Here is a 23,373-nt window from a genome sequence, read left to right as displayed (position 1 = left end):
GCATCGCGCGAGGGTGACGGGAATTTCCCGCCGCCCCTTTTCGGCATTTCGAATCAACGAATTCCGTGGAATGCGAACGCACACAGGAGAATTGGATTCTCCCTTTTCTGCATTCCGCTCTTGACTAGGGTTGTGGTGGCACTCACAATGGTCATGTCAAGCTCTCGGGGAGTGAGTTCTCACCTCGTTCCGTGCCTTTCCCAGCCGCGTCGCGTCCTCGCGCGCACCCTGTCGAACCGAAAGACCACGCCATGACGATTCGTCGCGCCGCAGCAGTCCGGAAGGTCACGGACCGCGCAGCGGAAACCGGGCCCGCTCCGGTCTCCGCGTCGCCCGCGACGCGCGAGATCGCCGACTGGGGACGCGGTTACGTGCGGCGGCACCCGCAGGCCGCGCTCGAGACCGTGGGCGGACAGTTCGTCCTCGGCGTGCGCGCGATGCAGTACCTCGTCCTCGACATCGTCACCGGCCGCTTCGCCTTCGCCGAATTCATCCGGCAATCGGCGTTCATGGCCTCCTCGGCGGCGCTGCCGACGATCTTCGTCTCGCTGCCCATCGGGGTCACCCTGTCCATCCAGTTCGGCCTGCTGGCCGGACAGGTCGGGGCCACCTCGCTGGCGGGCGCGGCCAGCGGACTCGCGGTGATCCGGCAGGGCGCGCCCATGGTCGCGGCGCTGCTGATGGCCGCGGCGGTCGGATCGGCCATCTGCGCCGACCTCGGCTCGCGCAAGATCCGCGACGAACTCGACGCCATGGAGATCATGGGCGTCTCGGTCATCCGCCGCCTGGTCGTGCCGCGCCTGGCGGCCGCGATCCTGGTCGGCGTCTGCCTGACCGGAGTGGTCTGCTTCGTCGGCTTCCTGGCGGGCTACCTGTTCAACGTCTTCGCCCAGAACGGCACACCCGGCAGTTTCGTGGCGACCTTCGCCTCCTTCGCCACCGTCGGCGACCTGTGGCTGACCGTGGTCAAGGCCGTGGTGTACGGGGCCATCGTCGCGGTGGTGGCGTGTGAGAAAGGGCTGTCCACGCGCGGCGGACCCGCCGGGGTCGCCAACGCGGTCAACTCCACCGTGGTGTCCTCGATCCTGCTGCTGATGGTGGTCAATGTCGTCTTCACCCAGATGTTCCTGATCCTGTTCCCGCGGTCGGCGCTGTGATGGCCGCGCCCTACCGGCCGCCGGGCACCCGCGTACTGTTGCGCTCGGGCAGACAGTTCTCGATCACGGTCATGCGCCTGGGCCACATGATCACCTTCCTGGTCCGCGCGCTGGTCTCGATCCCGGTGATGCTGCGGCACTACCGCAAGGAATTCCTGCGCATCCTGTCCGACATCACCTGGGGCAACGGCTCACTGGTCGTCGGCGGCGGCACCGCGGGCGTCATCATCGTGCTCGGCGCGGCGGGCGGCGCCATCGTCGGCCTCGAGGGTTACAACGCGCTGCACCTGCTCGGCATGGAACCGACCGTCGGCCTGATCGCCTCCACCGCCTCCACCCGCGAACTCGCGCCCATCATGGCCTCGCTGGCCTTCGCCTCGCAGGCGGGCTGCCGGTTCACCGCGCAGTTGGGCGCGATGGGGATCGCCGAGGAGATCGACGCGATGGAATCCATGGCGATCCGGTCGATCCCGTACCTGGTCAGCACCCGACTGCTGGCCTCGATCCTGGCCATGATCCCGCTGTATCTGGTCTGCCTGGCCGTCAACTACCTCGCGGTGCAGGCCGTGGTCGGCTTCTCCGGCGGCCTGTCGGCGGGCACCTACCAGCACTACTTCCAACTCGTCCTCAACGGCAACGACATCGTGTACTCGCTGCTCAAAGCCGTTGTCTTCGTGATCATCACGACCACCGTGCAGTGCTACTACGGCTTCTACGCCGCGGGCGGCCCGCAGGGTGTCGGCATCGCGGCGGGCCGCGCGATGCGGGCCGCCATCTCGCTGATGATCATCGTCAACCTGCTGCTCACCGTCGCCCTGTGGGGCATCGGCGCGGGCGCGCGGCTCGGGGGTTAGTCGATGTCGATCCTGTTCGAGAAGGACGGACGCGGACCCTCGGGTCTCGCGCTGGTACTGCGCGGCATCGCGCTGGTGCTGGTGAGCGCGGCGGTCGTGTCGGTGCTGCTGATGAAATCCACCGGCCGGTTCGACGAGCAGGTCGAGGTCGTCGCCGTCCTCGACCAACTCGGCGACGGCCTGCCCGCGCGCTCGGACGTCAAATTCCGCGGCATGCTGGTCGGCACGGTGGGTTCGGTGGACCTGGTCGCGGGCGACCGGGGCAATCGGGTACGGCTCCTGCTCGACCCGCAGGTCGTGGCGGGCATACCCCGCACGGTGACGGCCCGGGTGGTGCCCAGCAACGTCTTCGCCGTGTCCTCGGTGCAACTGGTCGACAACGGCCCCGCGCCCGCGCTGAGCGCCGAGGTGGAGATCCCCCAGGACCGCACCCTGGCCACCGTGCAACTGCAGACGGCGCTGACCAAACTGCGCGAGATCATCGCCGCCACCGCCCGCATCGGTTCCGGCGCGACCGTCGGCGTGCTCGCCGCCGTCGCGCGGGCCACCGACCGGCGCGGCGCCGATCTGGTCGCGGCGGGCGCGCAGTTGGACCGCATCACCCGCGAATTCGACGCGCTGCTCACCCCCGACGGCGGACCGCCGACGCTCGCGCTGGTCGCCGAAGCCGTGCGCGGACTGGACGATTCGGCCCCCGACCTGCTCGACGCGCTGCACCACGCGGTGCTGCCGATGCGCACCGTCGCCGAACAGGACGCCCAGCTGACGAACCTGCTCACCGCCGGGACGGGCACGCTGTCCACCGTCGAGGCCACCTTGGGCCGGCGCACCGACCAACTCGTCACGGCCACCGACCAACTCGGACCGGTGCTGGACGTCTTCGCCGCGGGCTCACCGGCTTTCGGCCCGATCGTGCTGCGCATCCGCAACCTGTCGGACCTGTGGTTCAGCGAGTTCTGGAATGCCGAGAGCCCGCGCGGGCGCGGCAAATTCCAGTTCCGCTTCACCCCGCACACCCCCTACACCCGCGCCGACTGTCCCCGCTACGGCGACCTCGAAGGACCGAGTTGCCGGACCGCGCCGGAGAACATCCCGGTCGAGCCCGTGCCCGCCGCCCTGGACCCGGCGACCTATCCGCCGATGCCCGTCGACCTGCCCGCCGACCTGCGCGACCTGGTGCAGCGGGTGCTCACCGGCGAGCAGAACGGCGCGGAGTCGCTGCTCGCGCCGCTGCTGGCCGACGGGCCGTTCCCGACGGGAGGTCCGCGATGAGCTATCGCAAGGCCCTGGTGGGCGTCAGCCTGTTCGTCGCCCTCGCCGTCGCGCTGCTCTACATCACCTTCGTCACGCTGAACCGGGGGATCAGCGGCGAAACCCGTACCTACAGCGCGGTGTTCACCGATGTCAGCGGTCTGCGCGTCGGTGACGACGTGCGCATGGCGGGAGTGCGGGTCGGTCGGGTGGACGCCATCGAACTCGACGGCACGCACGCGCGGGTCCGGTTCCGCGTCCAGGACGATCAGACGCTGCACGGCGACACCGCCGCGTCGATCACCTACCAGAACCTGATCGGCCAGCGCTATCTCGGACTGGCCCGCGCCGACTTCGGCGATCCGCTGCCGCTGCCGCCGGGCGGGGAGATCCCGCTCGAGCACACCGAGCCGTCCTTCGACATCTCCGGACTGCTCAACGGTTTCGAGCCCCTGTTCAGCGGACTCGATCCGAAGCAGGTCGACAACGTCACCGCCGCGCTGATCACCGCGCTGCAAGGCGACGGCACCTCGCTGGTCCTGCTGGTGGAACAGGTCTCGACGCTGGCCCAGTCGCTGGCGGGCCCGGACCAGGTGCTCGGCTCGGTCATCGTCAACCTGAACAAGGTGGTCGGCGAACTGGCGGGCCACAGCGGCGAGGTGAGCACCCTGCTGGAGAGTTCGCGCTCGATCGTGGACGGCCTCTCGCGTCACCGTGACGAACTGCTCGGCGCGCTGAGCACGGCCGCCACGACGACCGGGCGGATGGCCGATCTGCTCGACGGCGCGGACGCGCCGCTGCACGAGATGCTCTACCGCCAACCGGGATTCACCCGGCACTTCCAGGAGAACAAGGACGAGTTCGCCTACCTCGGCTTCAACCTGCCCGCCCTGATGAAAGGGCTGGCGCGGGTCAGCCAGGAAGGCCCCTACCTCAACACCTACCTGTGCAATTTCAACGTCAACCTGCTGCCGCCGCTGATCCCGCTCGTGCCCACGGTGGTCGGGCTGGCCTCGGCCTCGGGGCAGGCCCAGTATTCACCGACCTGTAGGTGAGGGCATGAACGCGAAGAGATCCCCCGTACGCCGGACCTTGCGCACCCCGCTCGAGGACCATCCCCGCGTCGTGCTCGGCGCGATCGCGGTACTGGTGCTGCTGGCGGTGACAGCGGGCGCGATCGGCTACAGCCGTCTGCAAGTGGGCCGCGTCGAATACGAGGCCGAATTCGCCCAGGCGGCGGGTATCCGCCCCGGTGACGCCGTAACCGTCGCGGGCGTGCCGGTCGGCGCGGTCCAGCGGCAGCGACTGGCGGGCGACCGCGTGCTGGTCACCCTGAGCGTGGACGCGGACGTGCCGCTGGGCGCGCGGACCGGCGCGGCCATCAAGCTGACCACCCTGCTCGGCGCGCGCTACATCGAACTGCGCCCGGCGGGGGAGGGGTCGCTGCCCGCGCACCGGATCACCCTGGAACAGACCGAGGTTCCCTACGATCTGCAACGCGCGCTGGAGAACGCCACCGTCACCCTCGAGCAGATCGACACCCGGCAGATCGGACAGTCGCTGACCACGTTGGCGGGCCAACTCGACGGTGTGCCCACCGTGCTGCCCTCGATGCTGGACAACCTGCGGGCCTTGGCGAACATCCTGGGCGACCGGCGCTCCGAGGTGGGCGCGCTGCTCGCGAGCACCGCGAAACTCACCCAGGTGCTCACCGATCAGCGCGCCGACCTGGCCGCGGTGATGACCCAGGGGCGCGACGTGCTCACCGAGATCGTCGCGCGCCGTGACGCGATCGAACGCCTGATGCAGGCCACCACCCGCCTGGCGGATCAACTGCGCACGCTGCTGGTCCAGGACCGTCCCGCCGTGGAGGAGTTGCTGGCCGGCCTGGACAACCTGCTGGGCAGCCTGGCGCGCAACGACGCGCTGCTGCGCAACACCCTCGAGATCCTGCCCGTGCCGGTGCGCAACTTCGCCAACGCCTCGGGCACGGCCAACGAGGTCGACTTCACCGCACCCTCCGGTCCGATGATCGACTCCTGGATGTGCGCGCTGAGCGGCCGCGCGTCGCAGGCGAACCTGACCCCCTACCGCGAGGACTGCCGATGAGTCCGTTCCGTGGCCTGGTCCGCGCGGGCGCCGCGCTGCTGCTGGTGGTGATCGGCGGATGCGCCGTGGGCGCGGCCCCCTTCGACGACGAGAACCGCACCGTCACCGCCGAATTCGACAACGCGGCCGGGCTGTACGTGGGCAACGCCGTGGCGGTGCTCGGCATGCCGGTGGGGGAGATCACCGCGATCCACCCGCGCGGCGGCCACGTCGAGGTGACCATGTCGGTCGACGGCGAGGTCGACATCCCCGCCGACGCGATGGCGGTCGCGCTGTCCACCTCGGTCCTCACCGACCGGCACGTAGAGTTCACCCCGGCCTATCGGGGCGGTCCCGCCTTGGCCGACGGCGCCCGGATCGGTCTGGACCGCACCCGCACCCCCGTCGAATTCGACCGACTGCTCGGCGCGGCCGACCGCATGAGCGGCGACCTGCAAGGCCAGACCCCCGACGACGGCCCGGTGGCCCGCCTGCTGAGCGCCGCCGCGGCCATCTCCACCGGCAGCGGCGACCAACTGCGCGGCACCCTGGACGAACTGGCGACGGCGCTGCGGTTGGGCGAGGACGGCGGCGCGCAGATGCGCGAACTGGTGGGCCGGATCGTGGACCAGCTCGCGGCGCTGATGCGCGCGGCCGCCGACAACGATCAGACCGTGCGCGAATTCGCTTCGGCCACGGGTCAACTCGGTGACGTGCTGGCCGAGCTGAACCTCGGTACCGGCGACACCGGAGCCCGGTTGGTCGAGATCCTGCGGCAGTCCGACGCCCTGCTCAGCGACAACGCCGGCCTGCTGAACAGCACCCTCACCGACGCCGCCACCGTGACGAAGTCCTTGGCCGACTACCGCGGCGAACTCGCCGAATTCCTCGACGTCACACCGCTGTTGCTCAACAACGCCTACACGGCCGTCGACTTCGAGAACCGCGGCGTGCGCGTGCACGCGCTGCTGGACAAGGTGTTCTTCGACGGGCAGCTGGTCAAGGAGGTCTGCAATATCCTCGGCCTGCGCCAATTGGGTTGCGCCACCGGCACACTCCAGGACTTCGGCCCCGACTTCGGGATCACCGACATGCTCACGGCGATGGCGGGGTTGCCCCGATGAGCCGCCGCGCGCACTGGTCGCGGCAAGCCGCGCTGGGCCTGACCGCTCTGGTCGCCTGCACCGGATGCGGTGTCGGCCTGGGTGATCTGCCGCTGCCCGCCCCCGGCGTGCGCGGCGACAAGTATCTCGTGCACGCCGCGTTCGCCAACGCCCTCAACCTGCCCGCCGCCGCGAAGGTCCGGCTCGCGGGCGCGGAGATCGGCGAGGTCACCGAGATGGCCGTGCGCGACTACACCGCCATCGTCACCCTCGGCATCCGCGCCGACGTGCGCCTGCCGAAGGGCACCCGCGCCGAACTGCGCACCGCCACCCCCCTGGGCGACGTGTTCGTCTCGCTGACACCACCGCCCGAGGCGACCGCCGACGGCCCGGCGCTGGCCGACGGCGACGACATCCCGCTCGAGAGCACCGCGCAGGCCGCCACCATCGAGGAACTGCTGGCGACGGTGTCGCTGCTGGTCAACGGCGGCGCGATCCGCAATCTGAGCACGATCGTCAACGGACTCGGGCGCACCGTCGGCGACCGCGGCGAACGGATGGCCGACCTGATCGAACGCTCGACCCGGGTGGTCGCCGCGCTCACCGCGCGCTCGCAGGACATCCGCACCACGCTGGCCGAGGTTGACCAGCTCACCAGGCGACTCGACGAGCGCGGCGACACCATCGACCAGGTACTGGCCGCCGCCGGACCCGCGCTGGCCACGTTGCGCGCCGACGCCGACCACGCGCTGACCCTGGTCCGCCAGGTCGACGCCATCAGCGAACGACTCGCCCGCTTCCCCGGCCTCGACGGACAACAGGGCGCCGGACTGATCGCCGACGTGAACACCATCGCCGACCAACTCGACGCCGCCGCGCGGACGCCGGGCGCCAGCGTCGCGGCGATGAACGCCATGCTCGGCCCGCTGATGAAGGTCCTCGACGCCACCTCGGCCAGCACCGACGCCGATATGCAGGACCTCGCGATCGGGTTCCTGCCCGATCCGAACCACCCGGGCGGCGACCCCGCCAGTCGCCTGCCCGATCAGCGCGACTGGGAGAACTTCATCGGCAGCTTCACCTACACCCTGCTGAAGTTGCAGGGCAGGCTGAACGGGGCAGGCCGATGAGCGCGCTGATCGAAACACCGGCCCGGCTGCTGGTCGGGGCGGTGCGCGCGGGCCGCGCCCGTCGCTCGACGCTGTCGGCCGCGGCGCTGGTGCTGACCCTGGCCCTCGGGGTCGCCTACCTGACGGTCGGCGCGCTCGGATTGCGTCCGGGGGAGTCGGTGCTGCGGGTGCGGGTGCACCTGGCCGAATCCGGCGGACTGCTGGCCGGACAGGACGTCACCCTGCGCGGCGTGCCGATCGGCACCGTGGAATCGGTGCGGCTCAGCGGTTCCGGCCTGGTCGCCGTCGCGGTGATCGACGCCGCGATCCCCGTGCCCGCCGACGGCGCGGTGCGGGTGGCGAGTCTGTCACCCGCGGGGGAGCAGTACCTCGACTTCCGCCCGGATCGCGACGGCGGCCCGTACCTGAGCGACGGCGCGGAGATCGCCGTCGAGCGCACCAGCACCCCGACCCCGCTGTGGCGCACCCTGTCCGAACTCGACACCACCCTGGCCCAGGTCGATCCGAGCGAGCTGGCGGCGGTCGTCGCCGAACTCGGCGTCGGCCCGCAGGGGCCGGAGAAGTTGGCCGACATCCTCGACGGCGGCGTCTTCCTCGCCGCCACCCTGGATTCGGTGCTGCCGCAGACGGTGCGGTTGATCCGCGACAGCAAACAGGTCATGGGCACCGTCGCCGACCTGACCCCGGGGCTGCGCGCATTCGCGGGCGACGCGAAATCGACGCTGGCCGGAACCGAGGCCAAGACCGGCGGATTCGTGGACCTGCTGGCCGCCGCGCCCGGCACCCTGCGCGCGCTGGACGCCGTCATGGCGCAGAACGCGACCGTCGGCGGGAATCTGCTGGACAGCCTGTCCGTGGTCGCCGAGACCACCGGCTCCCGGGTGCCCGCGCTCCAGGAATTCTTCTTCCCCACCGAACGCGACGGATCGACGCTCGGGGCCATCGCCGTGGCCTTCCACGACGGCGGCGTCTGGGGCCTGGTCAACCTCTACCCGCGCCACGCCTGCGACTACGACCTGCCGCGCCGCCCACCCTGGCTGGCCGACTTCCCCGAGCCCTACCTCTACACCTACTGCGCGACCGACGACCCGTCGATCATGATCCGCGGCGCGCAGAACGCCCCCCGCCCGCCCGGCGCGACGGTCGCCGGACCGCCGCCGCCCGGCATGCCCGCCGACCGGCAGGCCACGCCCACCCCCATGGGCCCGCTGTCGCTGCCGCTGGACTACGGCGGACCGCCCCTGCCCGACCCGCCGCCCGCCCCGAGGCGGTGAACCGACCGGCCCGAGTTCCACCGCCGACGTTCCACTACCCGACGTTCGACCCAGCCCGGAAATGAACCGCGAGGAACAGCTCATGAGCAAGACCGACACCGCAGTCGAGAACCTCCCCGACCTCGGCACCGACACGCCCGCGCGATCAGCGACCACACGTGCCGAGAACGGCGCTGCCGCGGCCGAATCCGTCGGCGCGAAGTCGATCGCCGCCGATGCCGAGCCCGACGGAAATTCGGATTCGGTTGTCGCGGAGTCGGAGTCGGCCGATTCCGAAGCCGGGGTGACGCCGGACGGCGACGCCGACGCTTCCACCCCGCCCCCGCCTTCGCGCTGGTCCCGGACGCTCGCCCTCGGTCGCCGGTTCCTGCTCCCGGCGACCGCCTTGGTCGCGATCGCCGCCCTGGTCGCGGCGGGCATCCTCGGCCGGCAGTTGCACACCGAGCGCGCCCGCGACGCCGCCGCCCGCGACGCACTCGCCGCCGCCCGCACCTACGCGGTCACCCTGACCAGCGTCGACGCGAACAATCTCGACCGGGACTTCGCGGCCGTACTCGACGGCGCCACCGGCGATTTCAAGGACATGTACTCCCGTTCGAGCGGCCAACTGCGCCAACTGCTGCTGGAGAACAAGGCCACCGGCAAGGGCACCGTGCTGGAGGCGGCGGTGAAATCGGGCACCGAGACCGAGGTCGAGGTGCTGCTGTTCATCGACCAGACCGTCACCAACGCCGCCTCCGCCGATCCGCGCGTGGATCGCAGCCGCGTCGAGATGACCATGCGCCTGGTCGACGGCCGTTGGCTGGCCAGCCGGGTCTACCTGCCCTGACCGTTCTCTCGCGCAGCGCGAGACCGCATCTGTTCACAAGATCTAGGAGCGTTCGATGACCGATTTCGACACCGTCGACTACTTCACCGATCCGGCGTTGGTGCCGGACCCGCACCCGTATTTCGACCATCTGCGGGCCCGCTGCCCCGTCACCCGGGAATCGCGCTACGGCGTGTACGCGGTGACCGGCTACGAGGAGTCGATGGAGGTGCTCAAGGACGCCGACCTGTTCTCCTCGGCCATCGCGGTCGGCGGGCCGTTCCCGCCGCTGCCGTTCCAGCCCGAGGGCGACGACATCCGCGAGCAGATCGCGCGCCACCGCAGCGAACTGCCGATGCACGAGCACATGGTCACCATGGACCCGCCGCAGCACACCTACGCGCGCTCGGTGCTCAACCGCCTGCTGACCCCGGCCCGGTTGAAGGAGAACGAGGAGTTCATGTGGCGGCTGGCCGACCAGCAGCTCGACGAATTCCTGGCCGACGGCCGCTGCGAATTCCTGGCCTCCTACGCCAAGCCGTTCTCACTGCTGGTGGTCGCCGACGTGCTCGGGGTGCCCGAGGAGGACCACCAGCAGTTCCGCGTGGTGTTGGGCGCCGAGCAGCCGGGGTCGCGGGTCGGCGCGCTCGATGACGAAGTGCTGGCCGAGAATCCGCTGGCCTGGCTGGACGTGAAGTTCTCCGCCTACATCGAGGACCGCCGCGAATCGCCGCGCGACGACGTGCTGACCTCGCTGGCCTTGGCCAAGTACCCGGACGGTTCCACCCCCGAGGTGATCGACGTGGTGCGTTCGGCCACCTTCCTCTTCGCCGCGGGGCAGGAGACCACCGCCAAACTGCTCAGCGCCGCGATGCGGGTTCTGGGCGATCGCCCGGACGTGCAGGAGGCCCTGCGCGCGGACCGCACGCTCATCCCGATCTTCGTCGAGGAGACGCTGCGGATGGACTCCCCGGTCAAGAGCGGCTTCCGGTTGACCACCCAGCCGGTCACGGTCGGGGAGGTCGAGGTGGCGGCCGGGTCGACGATGATGTTCTGCCCCGGCGCCGCCAACCGCGACCCGCGCCGGTTCGAGGACCCGCACACCTTCCGCCTGGACCGCAAGAACTTCCGCGAGCACATGGCCTTCGGCCGCGGCGTGCACTCCTGCCCCGGCGGACCGCTGGCGCGCGTGGAGGGCCGGGTCTCGATCGAACGGATCCTGGACCGGATGCTCGACATCGGCATCGACGAAGAGCAGCACGGCCCGGCGGGTGATCGCCGCTACACCTACGAGCCCACCTACATCCTGCGCGGGCTCTCCAACCTGCACATCACCTTCACCCCGAACTCCTGACACAGCAGCACCATCGAAGAGAGGTATCACCATGACCGGACGGGTCGAGGGCAAGGTCGCCTTCATCACCGGCGCTGCCCGCGGGCAGGGTCGCAGCCACGCCGTGCGATTGGCGCAGGAAGGCGCCGACATCATCGCCGTCGACGTGTGCAAGCAGTTGGACAACGTCCCCTTCCCGATGTCCACCCCCGAGGATCTCGCCGAGACCGCGGAACTGGTCAAGGCCGAGGGCAGGCGCGTGGTCACCGCCGAGGTCGACGTGCGCGACTACGACGGGCTGGTCGCCGCCGTGAACAGCGGTGTCGAACAACTCGGCAAGCTCGACATCGTCATCGCCAACGCCGGCATCGGCAACGAGGGCGGCGCGCTGGCCGATCTGCAGGAACACCTGTGGGACGACATGATCTCGGTCAACCTCGGCGGTGTCTGGAAGACCGTGAAAGCCGCTGTGCCGCATCTGATCACGGCGGGCGGCGGCGCGGTCGTGCTGACCGGCTCGGTGGGCGGTCTCAAGGCCTACCCCAACGTCGGTCACTACATCGCCGCCAAACACGGCGTCGTGGGCCTGATGCGCACCTTCGCGGTCGAGCACGGACACCAGAACATCCGGGTGAACTCGGTGCACCCGACCCACGTCAGCACGTCGATGCTGCTGAACGAGGGCACCTACAAACTGTTCCGGCCGGATCTGGAGAACCCGGGCCCGGAGGACATGAAGCCGATCTGCCAGATGTTCCACACCCTGCCCACGCCGTGGGTGGACCCGGTGGACGTCAGCAACGCGATCCTCTACCTGGTCTCCGACGAGGCGCGGTTCATCACGGGCGTCTCGCTGCCCATCGACGCGGGCAGCATGCTCAAATAACGCGATCGAGCGCGCAGCCGGGCCGTCGGACTCCGACGGCCCGGCTCAGCGTTTCGAAGCGGCACGGCCTTTCCGTGACACCGCGGGGCGTTGCCTGCGCCTGCTCGGCGTTTGGAAGACGCGAGGCGTCGCGTGAATTCGGCCCCGGCTCGTGACGGTTCAGCAGAATCGGGTGGCGGGCGCGGGCAGGTCGCGGGTGGTGCGGATGCCGGGCGGCGCGGCGCGCAGCGCGGTGACGGCGTTGACCGCGCGGTTGGCCGCGTAGCGCGGGGAGACCGCGGCGAGCCGGTCGGGTTCGGCGTCGTAGCGCAGGAACAACTCGACCGGCGTCTCCCCGGCGACGGTCAGGTGCCAGCCTGTCTCGCGGGTGGTCCAGCCCGGCGCGGGCGCGGCGCGGCAGTACCACACCGACCGGAAGCAGGATCTCCCGGCCACGTCGATGCCCGCCGCGAGCAGGGCGCAGACCTGGTCCGCGTCGAACAGGCGCGGTATGTAGAGCACGCAATCCGGTTGTGCCGCCAGGATATCCGCGATTTCGGCGGTGGCGCACACGCCCGTCGGGGCCTCGGTGCCGCACAGCTCACCCGCGTCGCGGCCCACCTTGGCGCGGTCGTGGACCAGCACGCCGACGAGCCGCAGATCGGGGTGGTCCAGGATCGCGCGCAGCGCCTGCGCGCCGACGTTGCCCGTGGCCCACTGCCCGACGCGGAGGCGACCGTCTTGCGGGAGGTGTGGGTCCATCGCGGTTCCGTCCGCCGGTGCGAGTGTGGTCTCTCGAGGGTAGGTCACCCGCCCTCGAATGAGAATGGCATTCTCGCTATCGGTCGGCGCTGCGCCGCGCGTACGCGGACGGTGATTGGCCGCAGAACTCCGTGAACGCGCGGGCGAAGGAACTGGGATTGTCGAAACCCACCGCGCGCGCGGTCTCCCCGACGCCGCGCCCCGGCGAGGCCAGCAGCGCCATGGCCCGCAGCATCCGCGCGTGCAGCAGGTAGGTGCGCCACGGGTAGCCGACGTGTTCCTCGAACAGTCGCCGCAGCGTGCGATCCGACACCGCCACCGCGCGGCTGACCTCCCCGATGGTGACCGCGCGCAGATGCTCTTTGGTGAACGCCATCGCCGCGCCGACGACCGGGTGATCCGACACCGGCAGACCCAGCAGCGCCGCGTCCGACTCCAGCGCTTCCAGTACGAGATGTCCCAGGGTGGCGAAGAATTCGGCTGCCCGCGGATCGTCGCTGAGCCTGCCGATCGGCCAGCGCCGCGCGTAGATGATCATCTCCCGGATCAGCGGCGACACGTCGAGCACGGCCGCGCGGTCGCCCGCGAAGCGGACCAGTTCCGGATCGAACATCACCGCGATCGAGCGCACGTCGGCGCTCATCGTGGCCCGGTGTCGCAGGCCCGCCGGAATCCACACCGCCTGCTGCGGGGGGAGCAGGTGGTGGGTGGTGGCCGTCTCCACCTCGACCACGCCGCCCACGGCGTACTCGATCTGGTGCATCTCGTGGCTGTGCCAGGTGGTGACCAGATGGCCGCGGTCGTAGAGGTAGCTACCCGCCGTCACCGCGGCGCTGCGGCGCAGGTATTTGATGTCGGCCGATCGCGCACGAGGACTGGCCGATCGTGTGGCGTCGGTCAGCGGTTCAGGGAGTAGAACGGCATTATCCTTTCGTGAACGGCGGCACCCGAGGAGTGAGAATGCGTATCGACGACATGATTCTGGTGAGTATCGACGACCACGTGGTCGAGCCCCCCGACATGTTCGCCCGCCATGTCCCGGCCAAATACGCCGACGAAGCCCCCAAGGTCATCGTCACCGAACAGGGCGTTGACCAGTGGGTCTACCAGGGCAGGCCGACCGGCGTGAGCGGTCTCAACGCGGTGGTGTCCTGGCCCGCCGAGGAGTGGGGTCGCGATCCGGCGCGTTTCGCCGAGATGCGTCCCGGCGTCTACGACATCGACGCCCGGGTCCGCGACATGGACCGCAACGGCATCATCGGCTCGATGTGCTTCCCGACCTTCACCGGTTTCTCGGCGCGGCACCTCAACCAGCACCAGGCCGAGGTCACCATCGTCATGGTGCAGGCCTACAACGACTGGCACATCGACGAGTGGTGCGGGGCCTACCCGGACCGGTTCCTGCCGCTGGCGCTGATGCCGACCTGGAACGTCGAGGCGATGTGCGCGGAGATCCGCCGGGTCGCCGCCAAGGGCTGCCGGGCGATCACCATGCCCGAGATCCCGCACCTGGAAGGTCTGCCCAGCTACCACGACATCGAGTACTGGGGTCCGGTGTTCCAGACCCTGTGCGAGGAGAACGTGGTGATGTGCCTGCACATCGGGTCGGGCTTCGGCGCGATCTCGATGGCCAAGGACGCGCCGATCGACAACCTCATCGTGCTGGCCACCCAGATCTCGGCCATCGCCGCCCAGGACCTGCTGTGGGGCCCCGCGATGCGCTCCTACCCCGACCTGAAATTCGCCTTCTCCGAGGGTGGGATCGGGTGGATTCCGTTCTATCTGGACCGCTGCGACCGGCACTACACCAACCAGCGCTGGCTGCGCCGCGACTTCGGCGGGAAACTGCCCAGCGAGGTGTTCAAGGAGCATTCGCTGGCCTGCTACGTCACCGACCCGACGGCGCTGAAACTGCGCCACGAGATCGGCATCGACACCATCGCCTGGGAGTGCGACTACCCGCACTCGGACTGCTTCTGGCCCGACGCTCCCGAACGCGTCCTGGCCGAACTCGACGCCGCCGGAGCCGACGACGCCGACATCGAGAAGATCACCTGGCAGAACTCCTGCCGGTTCTTCACCTGGGATCCGTTCGCGGGCAAGCGGCGCGAGGAGATCACCGTCGGCGCCCTGCGGGCCCGCTCGACCGACGTCGACACCTCGATCCGCTCGCGGGCCGAGTGGGCCGCGCTCTACGAACAGAAACATCAGCCCGCCTGACCCTTTCGCTCGAGGTCGCGCCGTCCGCCGCGTCGCGACCTCGTCGAGCGGCCGACCTGATCGATTATGCTACTCTCCGCATATGAGAATGCCAATCTCATATGCGTGAGGACCACCCGAGAAAGGGGGCGGGATGAGTGTGTCGCTGCTGCTGGACATGGCCGTGTCGGGCAGTCCGGAACGGCCCGCGCTGGTCTGCGACGAGGTGCGCTGGAGCGTCGAGGACCTGCACACCCTGGTCATGGGCGGTTCCGGGGCGATCGCGGCCTCGGGCGCGCGCACCGCGGTCTACGTCGGCACCGGCGGCCACCTGCTGCCCCTGCTGATCTTCGCCGCCGCGGGCGCGGGCGTGCCCTTCGCACCGTTGAACTACCGACTCGCGGGCGAGGCGCTGGGCGCGCTGATCGGCCGCCTGCCCGCCCCGCTGGTGATCGCCGACGACGAATACCACGCGCTCGTCACCGAACTCGCCGGCCCGGCGGTGACGGTGCTGCGGTCGGCGGAATTCGTCGACCAAGCGGCCGTGGCCACCCCGACCGCCCAGTTCTGCGAACCCGAGCGGGTCGCCGTGGTACTGTTCACCTCCGGCACCACCTCGGCCCCCAAAGCGGTCGAACTGTCGCACCACAACCTCGTCAGCTACATCACCGGCACCGTCGACTTCGATTCGGCCGCACCGGGAGACACCACCCTGGTCTGCGTGCCGCCCTACCACATCGCCGGCGTCAGCGCGGCCCTGTCGAACCTCTACGCCGGACGAAAAGTGGTGTACCTGCGCAACTTCGACGCCGCGCGCTGGGTCGAGCTGGCGGCCGCCGAAGCGGTCACCTCCGCCACGGTGGTGCCCACCATGCTCGCCCGCGTCATCGACGAACTCGACCGCACCGGAACGCCGCTGCCCGCCCTGCGCACCCTGGCCTACGGCGGCTCCAAAGTGCCGCTGCCGCTGCTGCGCACCGCGCTGCGACTGCTGCCCGAGGTCGGGTTCGTCAACGCCTACGGCCTCACCGAGACCAGTTCAACCATCGCGGTGTTGGGCCCCGACGAACATCGGGCCGCCCTGGACTCCGACGACCCGGCCGTGGCCCGCAGACTCGCCTCGGTGGGTCTGCCGGTCCCCGGCATCGAGGTGCAGATCCGCGCCGAGGACGGGACGGTCCTGCCGCCCGGCCACACCGGTGAGCTGTTCGTGCGCGGAGCCCAGGTCTCCGGCCGCTACACCGGCATCGGCTCGGTCCTCGACGCCGAGGGCTGGTTCCCCACCCGCGACGTCGCCGAACTCGACGCCGAGGGTTATCTGTTCCTCGGCGGACGCTCCGACGACACCATCATCCGCGGGGGCGAGAACATCGCGCCCGCCGAGATCGAGGACGTCCTGGTCGAACACCCGCTGGTGCGCGAGGTCGCCGTCATCGGCGTCGAGGACCCGCACTGGGGCCAGATCATCGTCGCCGTCGTGGTCGCCGAGGGCTCCTCGGCCCCCGACCCCGAGGAGTTGCGCGCGTTCGCCCGCGCGGGACTGCGCGGATCGCGAACCCCCGACCGGGTGGTCTTCCGCGACGCGCTGCCCGCCACGCCCACCGGCAAGGTGCTGCGTCGCGAACTCGTCGCCGAATACGGTCCGGCACCGGTCGCCGGGGCCGCCGACACCCAGTAGAGAGGATCGACGATGGTCGACAACGGCGCGCGTTTGCGCAGTCAGGTCTGCGACACCGAGGTGATCGTGGTGAAGGCCGCCGACAGCCTGGCCGATCTGCGGGCCGGAGGCGCGCCGATGGTGCCCTTCGGCGCGGACCGCGTCGAGGCGGGCGCGCCCGCCGACGGATTCGCCGAGGGCAACCTCATGGGCAAGCGCTACGTGGACCCCTCCGGCGCGGAAGTGCTGGTCACCAAGGCCGGTAAGGGAACCCTCACCGTCGGCGCGACGCCCCTGACCCTGAAGGAGGCCAAGCCGCTGCCCGCCAGTGACTGACCGGTAACCCCACAGGCGTCGCCAACCTGCCGACTGCGCGCGATTCGCTCCGGGCGCGCGTCGGCGGGTGTAGACCTGTGGGGGGACTGATGGATCTTGTGAGAGCGGGAACTGTATGGGCGTGGTGCGACCAGGGGGGGAAATCACCGAATGGTGGGCCTACGCGCACGGGCTGCGCCTGCGGCGCCGACTGGCCGTGCTGGCCCACGACTCCGACGACGTCGTCGCCCGTGCGGGCGGCTGGCTCTTCGATCAGGCGCAGGCGGGCTGGGAAGTCGTGGCCGCCCTCGAACAGGTCGACGACATCGCCCCCTTGCACATCCTGGGCGCCTCGGTGGTCGAACTCGAGGGGCCGCTGTCGGTGCCGGTGCACCACATCTGGCCCGATCTGATGGTCGTGAGCCCGGAGGTCCTGGTCGCCGACTCGCGGGTGCGCGCGGGCGTGCAGGACTGCCTCGACCGCGGACTGCTCGACATCGTCGTCTGGGACGAGGACCTGCCCGACGACCTCGACCACCACTTCGTCGAGGCCCACCACCACCTCAGCGCCGCCGCGCGCGCCTTCAAATCTCGGGCGCTGGCCGCGGGCGGCGCCCCGGCCGATGACCTCGCCCCGATCGAACGCTTCCGCTGCGGTTCGGCCACCCGCCTGTGCGCCGGGCGCTGTGTCGAGGACCTGCTCGCCGTCGACTGACCCGACCGCCGCCGCTCGGTCCCGTGCCCCGGGCGGTGGCATTCCCGCCCCGAGGAAATCCAGCACCGCGCCCATGTTCTCGGCGCCGTCGAGTTCGCACCGGAAACCCGTCGGGCTCCGTAGCATTCGTCGGAGGAGCTGGATATCGGGTGGCCGCGTGGCCCACCGGGGAGGTCGACATGGCTCGAGTGGTGTTCGTGCACGGCATCGGCGCGCAACTGTCCGGGGAACCCCTGCTCACCGCCCCCTGGCTGGCCGCCCTCAACGGCGGCCTGACCCGCGCCGGAGCGGACCGGCTACTCGAACACGAGGTCGCCTTCGCCTTCTACGGCGACCTGTTCCGACCGCCCGGCGAATGGCTCTCGCTCGACATCCCCTACCTCGACGCCCGCGACGTCGACCCGGGCTGGGAACAGGACCTGCTCACCGCGTGGTGGCGGCACGCCGCCGCCACCGACCCCGAGGTCACCGTGCCCGGCGACGAGAGCCTGGTCGCGGTCCCGTCCTCGATCCAGACCGCCCTCTACCAACTCGCCCGCGCGAAATTCTTCGCGGGCCTGGGCGAACGCCTGCTGATCTGGAACCTCAAACAGGTCCGCCGCTACTTCACCGATTCCGAACTCCGCGAACGGGTCCGCGCCCGCTTGCGCGCCTGCCTCGCCCCCGACACCCGGGTGGTCGTCGCCCACTCCCTGGGCTCCGTCGTCGCCTACGAAACCCTCTGCGCCACAACCGATCACCCCGTCCGAGCCCTGCTCACCCTCGGCTCGCCCCTCGGCATCCCCAACCTCGTCTTCGACCGCCTCGAACCCGCGCCCGTGGACCGCCTCGGGGCCTGGCCCGGCCCGCCGACCCTGGAATGGTCCAACATCAGCGACGCCGGCGACATCGTCGCCCTCGTCAAAGACCTCCGCCCCCACTTCGGCCCGGCCCTGCGCAACGCCTTGGTGCACAACGGCTCCCACGCCCACGACGCGACCGCCTACCTCACCGACCGACTCACCGGCGAGGTCGTCGCCCGCGGACTGCTCTGACATTCTCGGAACGACGGCGACGGAGAAGTGCCTGTCGGGCTCAGCCGCTGGGGCTGGGGGCGAAGCCTTGGGGCCCGGGGGCGGTGGGCCAGGGCGGGGTGTTGATCGGATTGTCGGGGTTGGCCGGATTCTCGGGGTTCTCGGGGCTCAGCGGGTTGTTCGGGTTCTCGGGATTGTCCGGATTCGACGGGTTCTCCGGGTTCATGGGGCTGAGGTAGCAGGTCGGGTCACCGGGGTCGCACGGGACGTCGAGCGGCGATCCGGGCGAACCGGGTGATTCCGGCGGCGTCGGCGGTTGGAGTTGCGGTTGCGGCACGCTCGGCAGGTCCGGGATGGTGGGGATGTCCGGGGTCGGCATCGCGGGCGGCATCTGGGCCTGGGCGACGGGCGCGACGGCGGGCGCGAGGGTGAATGCGGCGGGCAGCGCGAGAAAAGCGCCGGTGAACGCGGCAGCGGCGAGCAGGCGGCGGGCGCTCCGAGAGTCGACTGTCGACACGATGTTCTCCTGTGGCGCGGGCCGGAACCCGCGTCGTGCGAGGCGACAACTGGTAGCTGAAAGTTTACTCTGTCGCACCCGGTGTGTCATCGTCCCGCCGCCTGGTACAACTGGCTGCGACCGTAGGGCACGCTACGGACGGGCGGGCGACGCGGCCCGCGAACGAGAGGTGACTCCGGTGGACAAACAAGCCTTCGCGACACTGTTCGACCTGACGGGGCGCACGGCGGTCGTCACCGGCGGGACGCGCGGGATCGGGCTCGCGATCGCCGAGGGATTCGCCTGCGCGGGCGCGAATGTCGTGGTGGCCAGCCGCAAACCGGAGGCGTGCGAACAAGCCGCGACCCGGCTGCGGTCACTCGGCGCGCAGGCCATCGGCGTGCCGACCCATCTCGGCGAACACGCCGCGCTGCAAGCGCTGGTCGACCGCGCCGTCGCCGAATTCGGCGGCCTCGACATCGTCGTCAACAACGCCGCCAACGCGCTCGCCCAACCTCTGGCAACCATGCGGCCCGAAGCCGTGGAGAAATCCTTCGCGGTCAACGTCAACGGCCCGCTGTTCCTGGTGCAGGCCGCACTGCCGCACCTGAAGACCAGCGAGCACGCCGCCGTGCTCAACATCGGGTCGGTGGCGGCGCTGCAATTCGCGCCCGCGCTGTCGATGTACGCGGCGGGCAAGGCGGCGCTGCTCTCGTTCACCCGGTCGATGGCGGCCGAATTCGCCGCCGACGGCATCCGCGTGAACGCCGTGGCCCCCGGCGCGGTCGACACCGACATGGTCCGCAAGAACCCGCCGCAGTTCGTCGAACTGATGGCGAACTCGGCCCTGCTGCGCCGCATCGCGAACCCGGACGAACTGGTCGGCGCGGCCCTGCTGCTGTGCTCGGACGCCGGCAGCTTCATCACCGGTCAGACATTCTTGATCGACGGCGGCACCGTAGCCCGCTGACCGGCGCGAACGCCGTCGCCGTTCGCGGGGCCGAACCGGCGGCGACGTCCCCCACATCGGAAACGTTCGACGAAGAAGCGGATCGGGATGGTTCGGGTCGCTGTCGTGGCGGTGCTGCTCGGGTCGGTGCACCTGCTGCTGCACCGGCGACTGGTGCGCGCCACCGGGATGACCGGTCGATGGGCGCGGGTGACCGACGGCGTGTTGGTGCTCGGCTGGGCCTCGGCGGTGACCGCTGCCGCCGTGGGGACGGTGGCCCCGGTCGCGTGGATACGGCCGGTGGGATTCGCCGGTCCGACCTGGATGGCCGCCGTGTTCTACCTGGTACTCGGGCTCGCGGTGCTGGGGATCGTCCTGCTGGTGTTCAGGGTGGCGGGTCGGCCCGCGCCACCGGTCCGACTGCGGTGGCTGCGGGTGACGACAGGGGTGCTCGTGGTCGCGGCGGACCCGACACGTTTCGTGCTGCTGCTGGCCCACCAACCGAAGCAGGTGGACGACGCGGCCGCGTGCGGGTGGGAGCGCCGCCGGAAGTGGTGATCCTGGAGTTGACCAGGCCGTCCTGACCGCCGGGCGACGGTGCCACGGGTACGCGAGAGACTAGGGACCGTCGGGGAATACGTCGCCCAGTTCGCGGCGCACGATCGTCGCGAGGTGGCGGTCGACGAACCGGTCGATGACCTGCCCGGCCACCTTGCCGGGCAGTTCGCGGGTGAGTTCGAGGCGCGCGCTCAGGCGCTGCACGTCGCGGTCGGTGCGCTCGGACTGCCGGAACGCGCGGACCGAGGTGCGCAGGAACAGGTCGGTGAACTGCCGGGCGATGTGGTCGCAATCGGCGCGTAGTTGGTCGATCTCGTCCAGCGCGCGGTCCAGGGGCGCGCCCGCCTCCACGAGTTGGTCGAAGACGTCGACGAGGACGGGATCGGGCACGCGGTAGGCGTCCGCGCCGACCGGTTCGTAGAGACCGGCGGCCACCGCGCGGCCGAGGCCGTCGGGCACGTCGTGGAAGCGCCGCGCCAGATCCTCGGCGCCGATCAGGCCGTCGGCGGTGGATTCGCGCGGCGACGGGGGAGCGCTGGGCGCGGCGACGCCGAGGACGTCGGCGAGGTCCTCGCCGCGATCCCAGGCTTCGAGCAGGCCGCGCACACCGTTGAGGGTGATGCCGCGTTCGAGCAGTCGTTCCACGATCCTGATGCGGTTGAGGTGCTCTTCGCCGTAGAAGCCGGTCCGGCCCTTCATCTTCGGCGGCGGCAGCAGTCCGCGTTCGTTGTAGTCGCGCAGCGTCCGCACCGTCATGCCCGCCCGCTGGGCCAGGTCGCTGATCGTCAGCTCGGGATTCACCGCCATGCCTCCAGGAAACCACAGACGACGGTGCGTCCGATCGCGCGGATTTCAGCCACGTTACATTTCCGGCCATCCCTGTTATGTGCCGTAAAATAGCGGTACATTACATAAATCGATGGCACATGGCCGGTGTGAGACCGAGCCTCGGTGAGATGACGTGGTAGCAATGAAGAATCTGGTCGATGGTGTTCCTCGTTCGTCCGATATCGCTGTGCGGCAACCTTTCTCGACGCGACGGGGTCCTTCCCGGCGACACGCCCTTCGTCGCGACCTCGGCTTGGTCGCGATGCCCGGTGTGGTGCCGATCGAACCCGAGGCCGCGGTGCTGGCCGAACCGGAAGTCCCCGAGGACAAACGGTTCTGCTGGAAGTGTGCCAGCCCGGTCGGCCGCGCGCGCGGCGAGACGCGCGGAATCTGCGGACAGTGCCGGGCGCTGTTCAGTTTCCGGCCCGCCCTCGAACCGGGCGACCTCGTCGCCGACCAGTACGAGATCCGCGGCTGCCTGGCCCACGGCGGTTTCGGGTGGGTGTATCTGGCTCGTGACCGCCACGTCGGCGGCCGATGGGTGGTGCTGAAGGGACTGCGCAATCCCCGCGACCTGGACGCGCACGTGACGGCGCTGGCCGAACGGCAGTTCCTGTCGGAGGTCATCCATCCGGCGATCGTGAAGATCTTCAATTTCGTCACCGACCGCGGCGCGGCCGAGGGCTACATCGTGATGGAGTACATCGGCGGACGGTCGCTGGGCGCGCTGCTCGAACAGCGCGGTCCGGCGCCGATTCCGGTGGCCGAGGCCATCGCCTACATGCTCGGCGTCCTGCCCGCCCTGGACCACCTGCATTCCCTGGGCCTGGCCTACAACGACCTGAAACCCCACAACGTGATGGTCAGCGGCGACGAGGTCAAACTCATCGATCTCGGCGCGGTCGCGGCGCTGCGTTCGGGCGGCAGCCTCGAGGGCACCCCCGGCTACCAGGCGCCCGAGATCGGGCGCACCGGCCCGACAGTGGCCTCGGACCTCTACACCGTGGGCCGCACCCTCGCCGCGCTGGCGTTGCCGGACGGGGCGGCGGGGCCGATCCCGGACGACGATCCGGTCCTGCGCCGCTACCCGGCCTTCGCCCGACTGCTGCGCCGGGCGACCCACGAGGACCCCGCGCGGCGCTTCCCCTCCGCCGTGGCGATGTACCGGCAACTCGAGGGCGTGCTGCGGATGGTGCTCGCCGCCGACACCGGCCGTGACCATCCGCAGGTCTCGACGTCCTTCGGGGCCGTGCGCGCGGATTTCGGCGCGGCGGTCCTGCTCGGCTCGGTCGACATCACCATCGGCGACGGCCGCCCGCCTCGACTGACCGCGCGTGATCTGGCGGCCGCCCTGCCGATCCCGATGGTCGACCCGGACGAACCCGGCTACGACATCCTCGCCGGCCGCGCGCACACCGACCCGGACCGCGCGCTCGAGGCCCTGCGGATCACCCGGGCGAGTCTGCGCGCCAACGCGATCGAGCCCACCGACTCCTTCGCGCTGGAATGCGCGCTGATCGAGATCCGCGCCTACCTGGACATCGGCGCGCCCGCCTCGGCGGGGGAACTGCTCGACCGACTGCGCGTCGAGCATCCGCACGAGTGGCGCGTGGACTGGTTCGACGCGATCCTCGCCCTGACGACCGGACGGCTCGACCGGGCGTACGCGCGGTTCGAGGCCGTCGCCGCGATGGTCCCCGGCGAACTCGCGCCCCTGCTCGCCCTGGCGGGCGTCGCCGAATTGCTGGCCGAGGCCGCCGAACCCGCCGACCGCGAACGCGGACAGCGCCGGGCCGCCGACCACTACCGGACGGTGTGGCGGACCGACCGCACGGTGGTCGCCGCCGCCTTCGGGTCGGCCCGCCGCTCGATCGCGGCGGGTGAGACCACCGCCGCCATCGACACCCTGCGCCAAGTGCGATCCGCCTCCGGCGAGTACGACATCGCCCGGATGACGCTCGCACTGCTGCTGGTGTCGCGCCCGTCGGCGCAACTGACCCAGGACGAACTGGACGAAG

The 23,373-nt window shown here is 70.4% G+C and carries 23 protein-coding genes; 19 read left to right on the top strand and 4 right to left on the bottom strand.

Annotated elements, in window-relative coordinates; genetic code table 11:
* The first annotated feature begins 251 nt into the window (after positions 1-251).
* From ON30_RS34430 to ON30_RS34380, 11 genes are all read left to right on the top strand, one after another.
* Positions 252-1,157, top strand: a complete 906-nt coding sequence (locus tag ON30_RS34430; RefSeq protein WP_083911892.1) for an MlaE family ABC transporter permease — start codon at positions 252-254, stop codon at positions 1,155-1,157.
* Entirely contained in the window at positions 1,157-2,011 is an 855-nt protein-coding gene (locus ON30_RS34425; protein WP_040714536.1) for an ABC transporter permease, read from the top strand. Before ON30_RS34430 ends, ON30_RS34425 begins: the two co-directional genes overlap by 1 nt.
* 3 nt (positions 2,012-2,014) lie before the next feature.
* Positions 2,015-3,283, top strand: coding sequence for an MlaD family protein (locus tag ON30_RS34420; protein WP_040714535.1), 1,269 nt, complete (start codon positions 2,015-2,017; stop codon positions 3,281-3,283).
* Entirely contained in the window at positions 3,280-4,317 is a 1,038-nt protein-coding gene (locus ON30_RS34415; protein WP_040714532.1) for an MCE family protein, read from the top strand. The genes ON30_RS34420 and ON30_RS34415 overlap by 4 nt, the downstream gene beginning before the upstream one ends.
* A gap of 4 nt (positions 4,318-4,321) precedes the next feature.
* Complete coding sequence (locus tag ON30_RS34410) at positions 4,322-5,371, top strand: MCE family protein (RefSeq protein ID WP_051030424.1); 1,050 nt, start codon at positions 4,322-4,324, stop codon at positions 5,369-5,371.
* Positions 5,368-6,474, top strand: coding sequence for an MCE family protein (locus tag ON30_RS34405; RefSeq protein ID WP_040714531.1), 1,107 nt, complete (start codon positions 5,368-5,370; stop codon positions 6,472-6,474). The genes ON30_RS34410 and ON30_RS34405 overlap by 4 nt, the downstream gene beginning before the upstream one ends.
* Entirely contained in the window at positions 6,471-7,583 is a 1,113-nt protein-coding gene (locus ON30_RS34400) for an MlaD family protein (RefSeq protein ID WP_040714530.1), read from the top strand. The genes ON30_RS34405 and ON30_RS34400 overlap by 4 nt, the downstream gene beginning before the upstream one ends.
* Entirely contained in the window at positions 7,580-8,857 is a 1,278-nt protein-coding gene (locus tag ON30_RS34395; protein ID WP_040714529.1) for an MlaD family protein, read from the top strand. Before ON30_RS34400 ends, ON30_RS34395 begins: the two co-directional genes overlap by 4 nt.
* 82 nt (positions 8,858-8,939) lie before the next feature.
* Positions 8,940-9,686, top strand: a complete 747-nt coding sequence (locus ON30_RS36835; protein WP_245554338.1) for an Rv1363c family protein — start codon at positions 8,940-8,942, stop codon at positions 9,684-9,686.
* A gap of 55 nt (positions 9,687-9,741) precedes the next feature.
* Positions 9,742-11,019 (top strand): cytochrome P450, encoded by a 1,278-nt coding sequence (locus tag ON30_RS34385; protein WP_040714528.1) that lies wholly within the window; start codon positions 9,742-9,744, stop codon positions 11,017-11,019.
* Positions 11,020-11,050: 31 nt separating this feature from the next.
* Positions 11,051-11,884, top strand: coding sequence for a mycofactocin-coupled SDR family oxidoreductase (locus ON30_RS34380; protein WP_040714527.1), 834 nt, complete (start codon positions 11,051-11,053; stop codon positions 11,882-11,884).
* Between the two features lie 159 nt (positions 11,885-12,043).
* Here the strand turns inward: ON30_RS34380 and ON30_RS34375 are convergent, their stop codons facing one another.
* Both ON30_RS34375 and ON30_RS34370 read right to left on the bottom strand, forming a co-directional pair.
* Positions 12,044-12,625, bottom strand: coding sequence for a hypothetical protein (locus tag ON30_RS34375; protein ID WP_083911897.1), 582 nt, complete (start codon positions 12,623-12,625; stop codon positions 12,044-12,046).
* A gap of 76 nt (positions 12,626-12,701) precedes the next feature.
* Positions 12,702-13,526 (bottom strand): AraC family transcriptional regulator, encoded by an 825-nt coding sequence (locus ON30_RS34370; protein ID WP_040714525.1) that lies wholly within the window; start codon positions 13,524-13,526, stop codon positions 12,702-12,704.
* 59 nt (positions 13,527-13,585) lie between these two features.
* Here ON30_RS34370 and ON30_RS34365 point away from each other — a divergent pair, with 59 nt between their 5' ends.
* The 5 genes from ON30_RS34365 to ON30_RS34345 all read left to right on the top strand — a co-directional run bounded on the left by ON30_RS34365 (position 13,586) and on the right by ON30_RS34345 (position 18,545).
* Positions 13,586-14,845, top strand: a complete 1,260-nt coding sequence (locus ON30_RS34365) for an amidohydrolase family protein (RefSeq protein WP_040714524.1) — start codon at positions 13,586-13,588, stop codon at positions 14,843-14,845.
* A gap of 133 nt (positions 14,846-14,978) precedes the next feature.
* Positions 14,979-16,502 carry a class I adenylate-forming enzyme family protein gene (locus ON30_RS34360; RefSeq protein WP_040714523.1) on the top strand — a complete coding sequence of 508 codons (1,524 nt, stop codon included), beginning with the start codon at positions 14,979-14,981 and terminating at the stop codon, positions 16,500-16,502.
* A 12-nt stretch (positions 16,503-16,514) separates the two neighbouring features.
* Complete coding sequence (locus tag ON30_RS34355) at positions 16,515-16,817, top strand: hypothetical protein (protein ID WP_040714522.1); 303 nt, start codon at positions 16,515-16,517, stop codon at positions 16,815-16,817.
* A 121-nt stretch (positions 16,818-16,938) separates the two neighbouring features.
* A complete protein-coding gene (locus tag ON30_RS34350) occupies positions 16,939-17,511 on the top strand; it encodes a hypothetical protein (RefSeq protein WP_157184063.1) in 573 nt (190 codons plus the stop codon).
* Positions 17,512-17,690: 179 nt separating this feature from the next.
* The gene (locus tag ON30_RS34345) at positions 17,691-18,545 is read left to right on the top strand and encodes a hypothetical protein (protein WP_174387638.1); all 855 of its coding nucleotides are present in this window, start codon (positions 17,691-17,693) and stop codon (positions 18,543-18,545) included.
* A gap of 40 nt (positions 18,546-18,585) precedes the next feature.
* On the opposite strand, the gene ON30_RS40785 is transcribed toward ON30_RS34345, so the two are convergent.
* Positions 18,586-19,041, bottom strand: coding sequence for a hypothetical protein (locus ON30_RS40785; RefSeq protein ID WP_040714521.1), 456 nt, complete (start codon positions 19,039-19,041; stop codon positions 18,586-18,588).
* Positions 19,042-19,219: 178 nt separating this feature from the next.
* Here ON30_RS40785 and ON30_RS34335 point away from each other — a divergent pair, with 178 nt between their 5' ends.
* Together ON30_RS34335 and ON30_RS34330 are read left to right on the top strand one after the other, a co-directional pair.
* Positions 19,220-19,990: an SDR family NAD(P)-dependent oxidoreductase gene (locus tag ON30_RS34335; protein WP_040714520.1), complete on the top strand. Its 771-nt coding sequence runs from the start codon at positions 19,220-19,222 to the stop codon at positions 19,988-19,990.
* 87 nt (positions 19,991-20,077) lie between these two features.
* On the top strand, positions 20,078-20,527 hold the full coding sequence (locus ON30_RS34330) for a hypothetical protein (RefSeq protein WP_051030422.1): 450 nt from the start codon (positions 20,078-20,080) through the stop codon (positions 20,525-20,527).
* Positions 20,528-20,587: 60 nt separating this feature from the next.
* On the opposite strand, the gene ON30_RS34325 is transcribed toward ON30_RS34330, so the two are convergent.
* The gene (locus ON30_RS34325; protein WP_040714519.1) at positions 20,588-21,334 is read right to left on the bottom strand and encodes a MerR family transcriptional regulator; all 747 of its coding nucleotides are present in this window, start codon (positions 21,332-21,334) and stop codon (positions 20,588-20,590) included.
* A 283-nt stretch (positions 21,335-21,617) separates the two neighbouring features.
* On the opposite strand from ON30_RS34325, the gene ON30_RS34320 reads away from it, so the two are divergent.
* Positions 21,618-23,373 (top strand): serine/threonine-protein kinase (locus ON30_RS34320; protein WP_051030421.1); only part of this gene is annotated, 1,756 nt, incomplete at its 3' end.

The sequence above is a fragment of the Nocardia takedensis NBRC 100417 genome, from assembly GCF_000308695.1.
Lineage (GTDB): Bacteria > Actinomycetota > Actinomycetes > Mycobacteriales > Mycobacteriaceae > Nocardia > Nocardia takedensis.
This window is presented reverse-complemented; position numbering and strand designations above follow the sequence as displayed.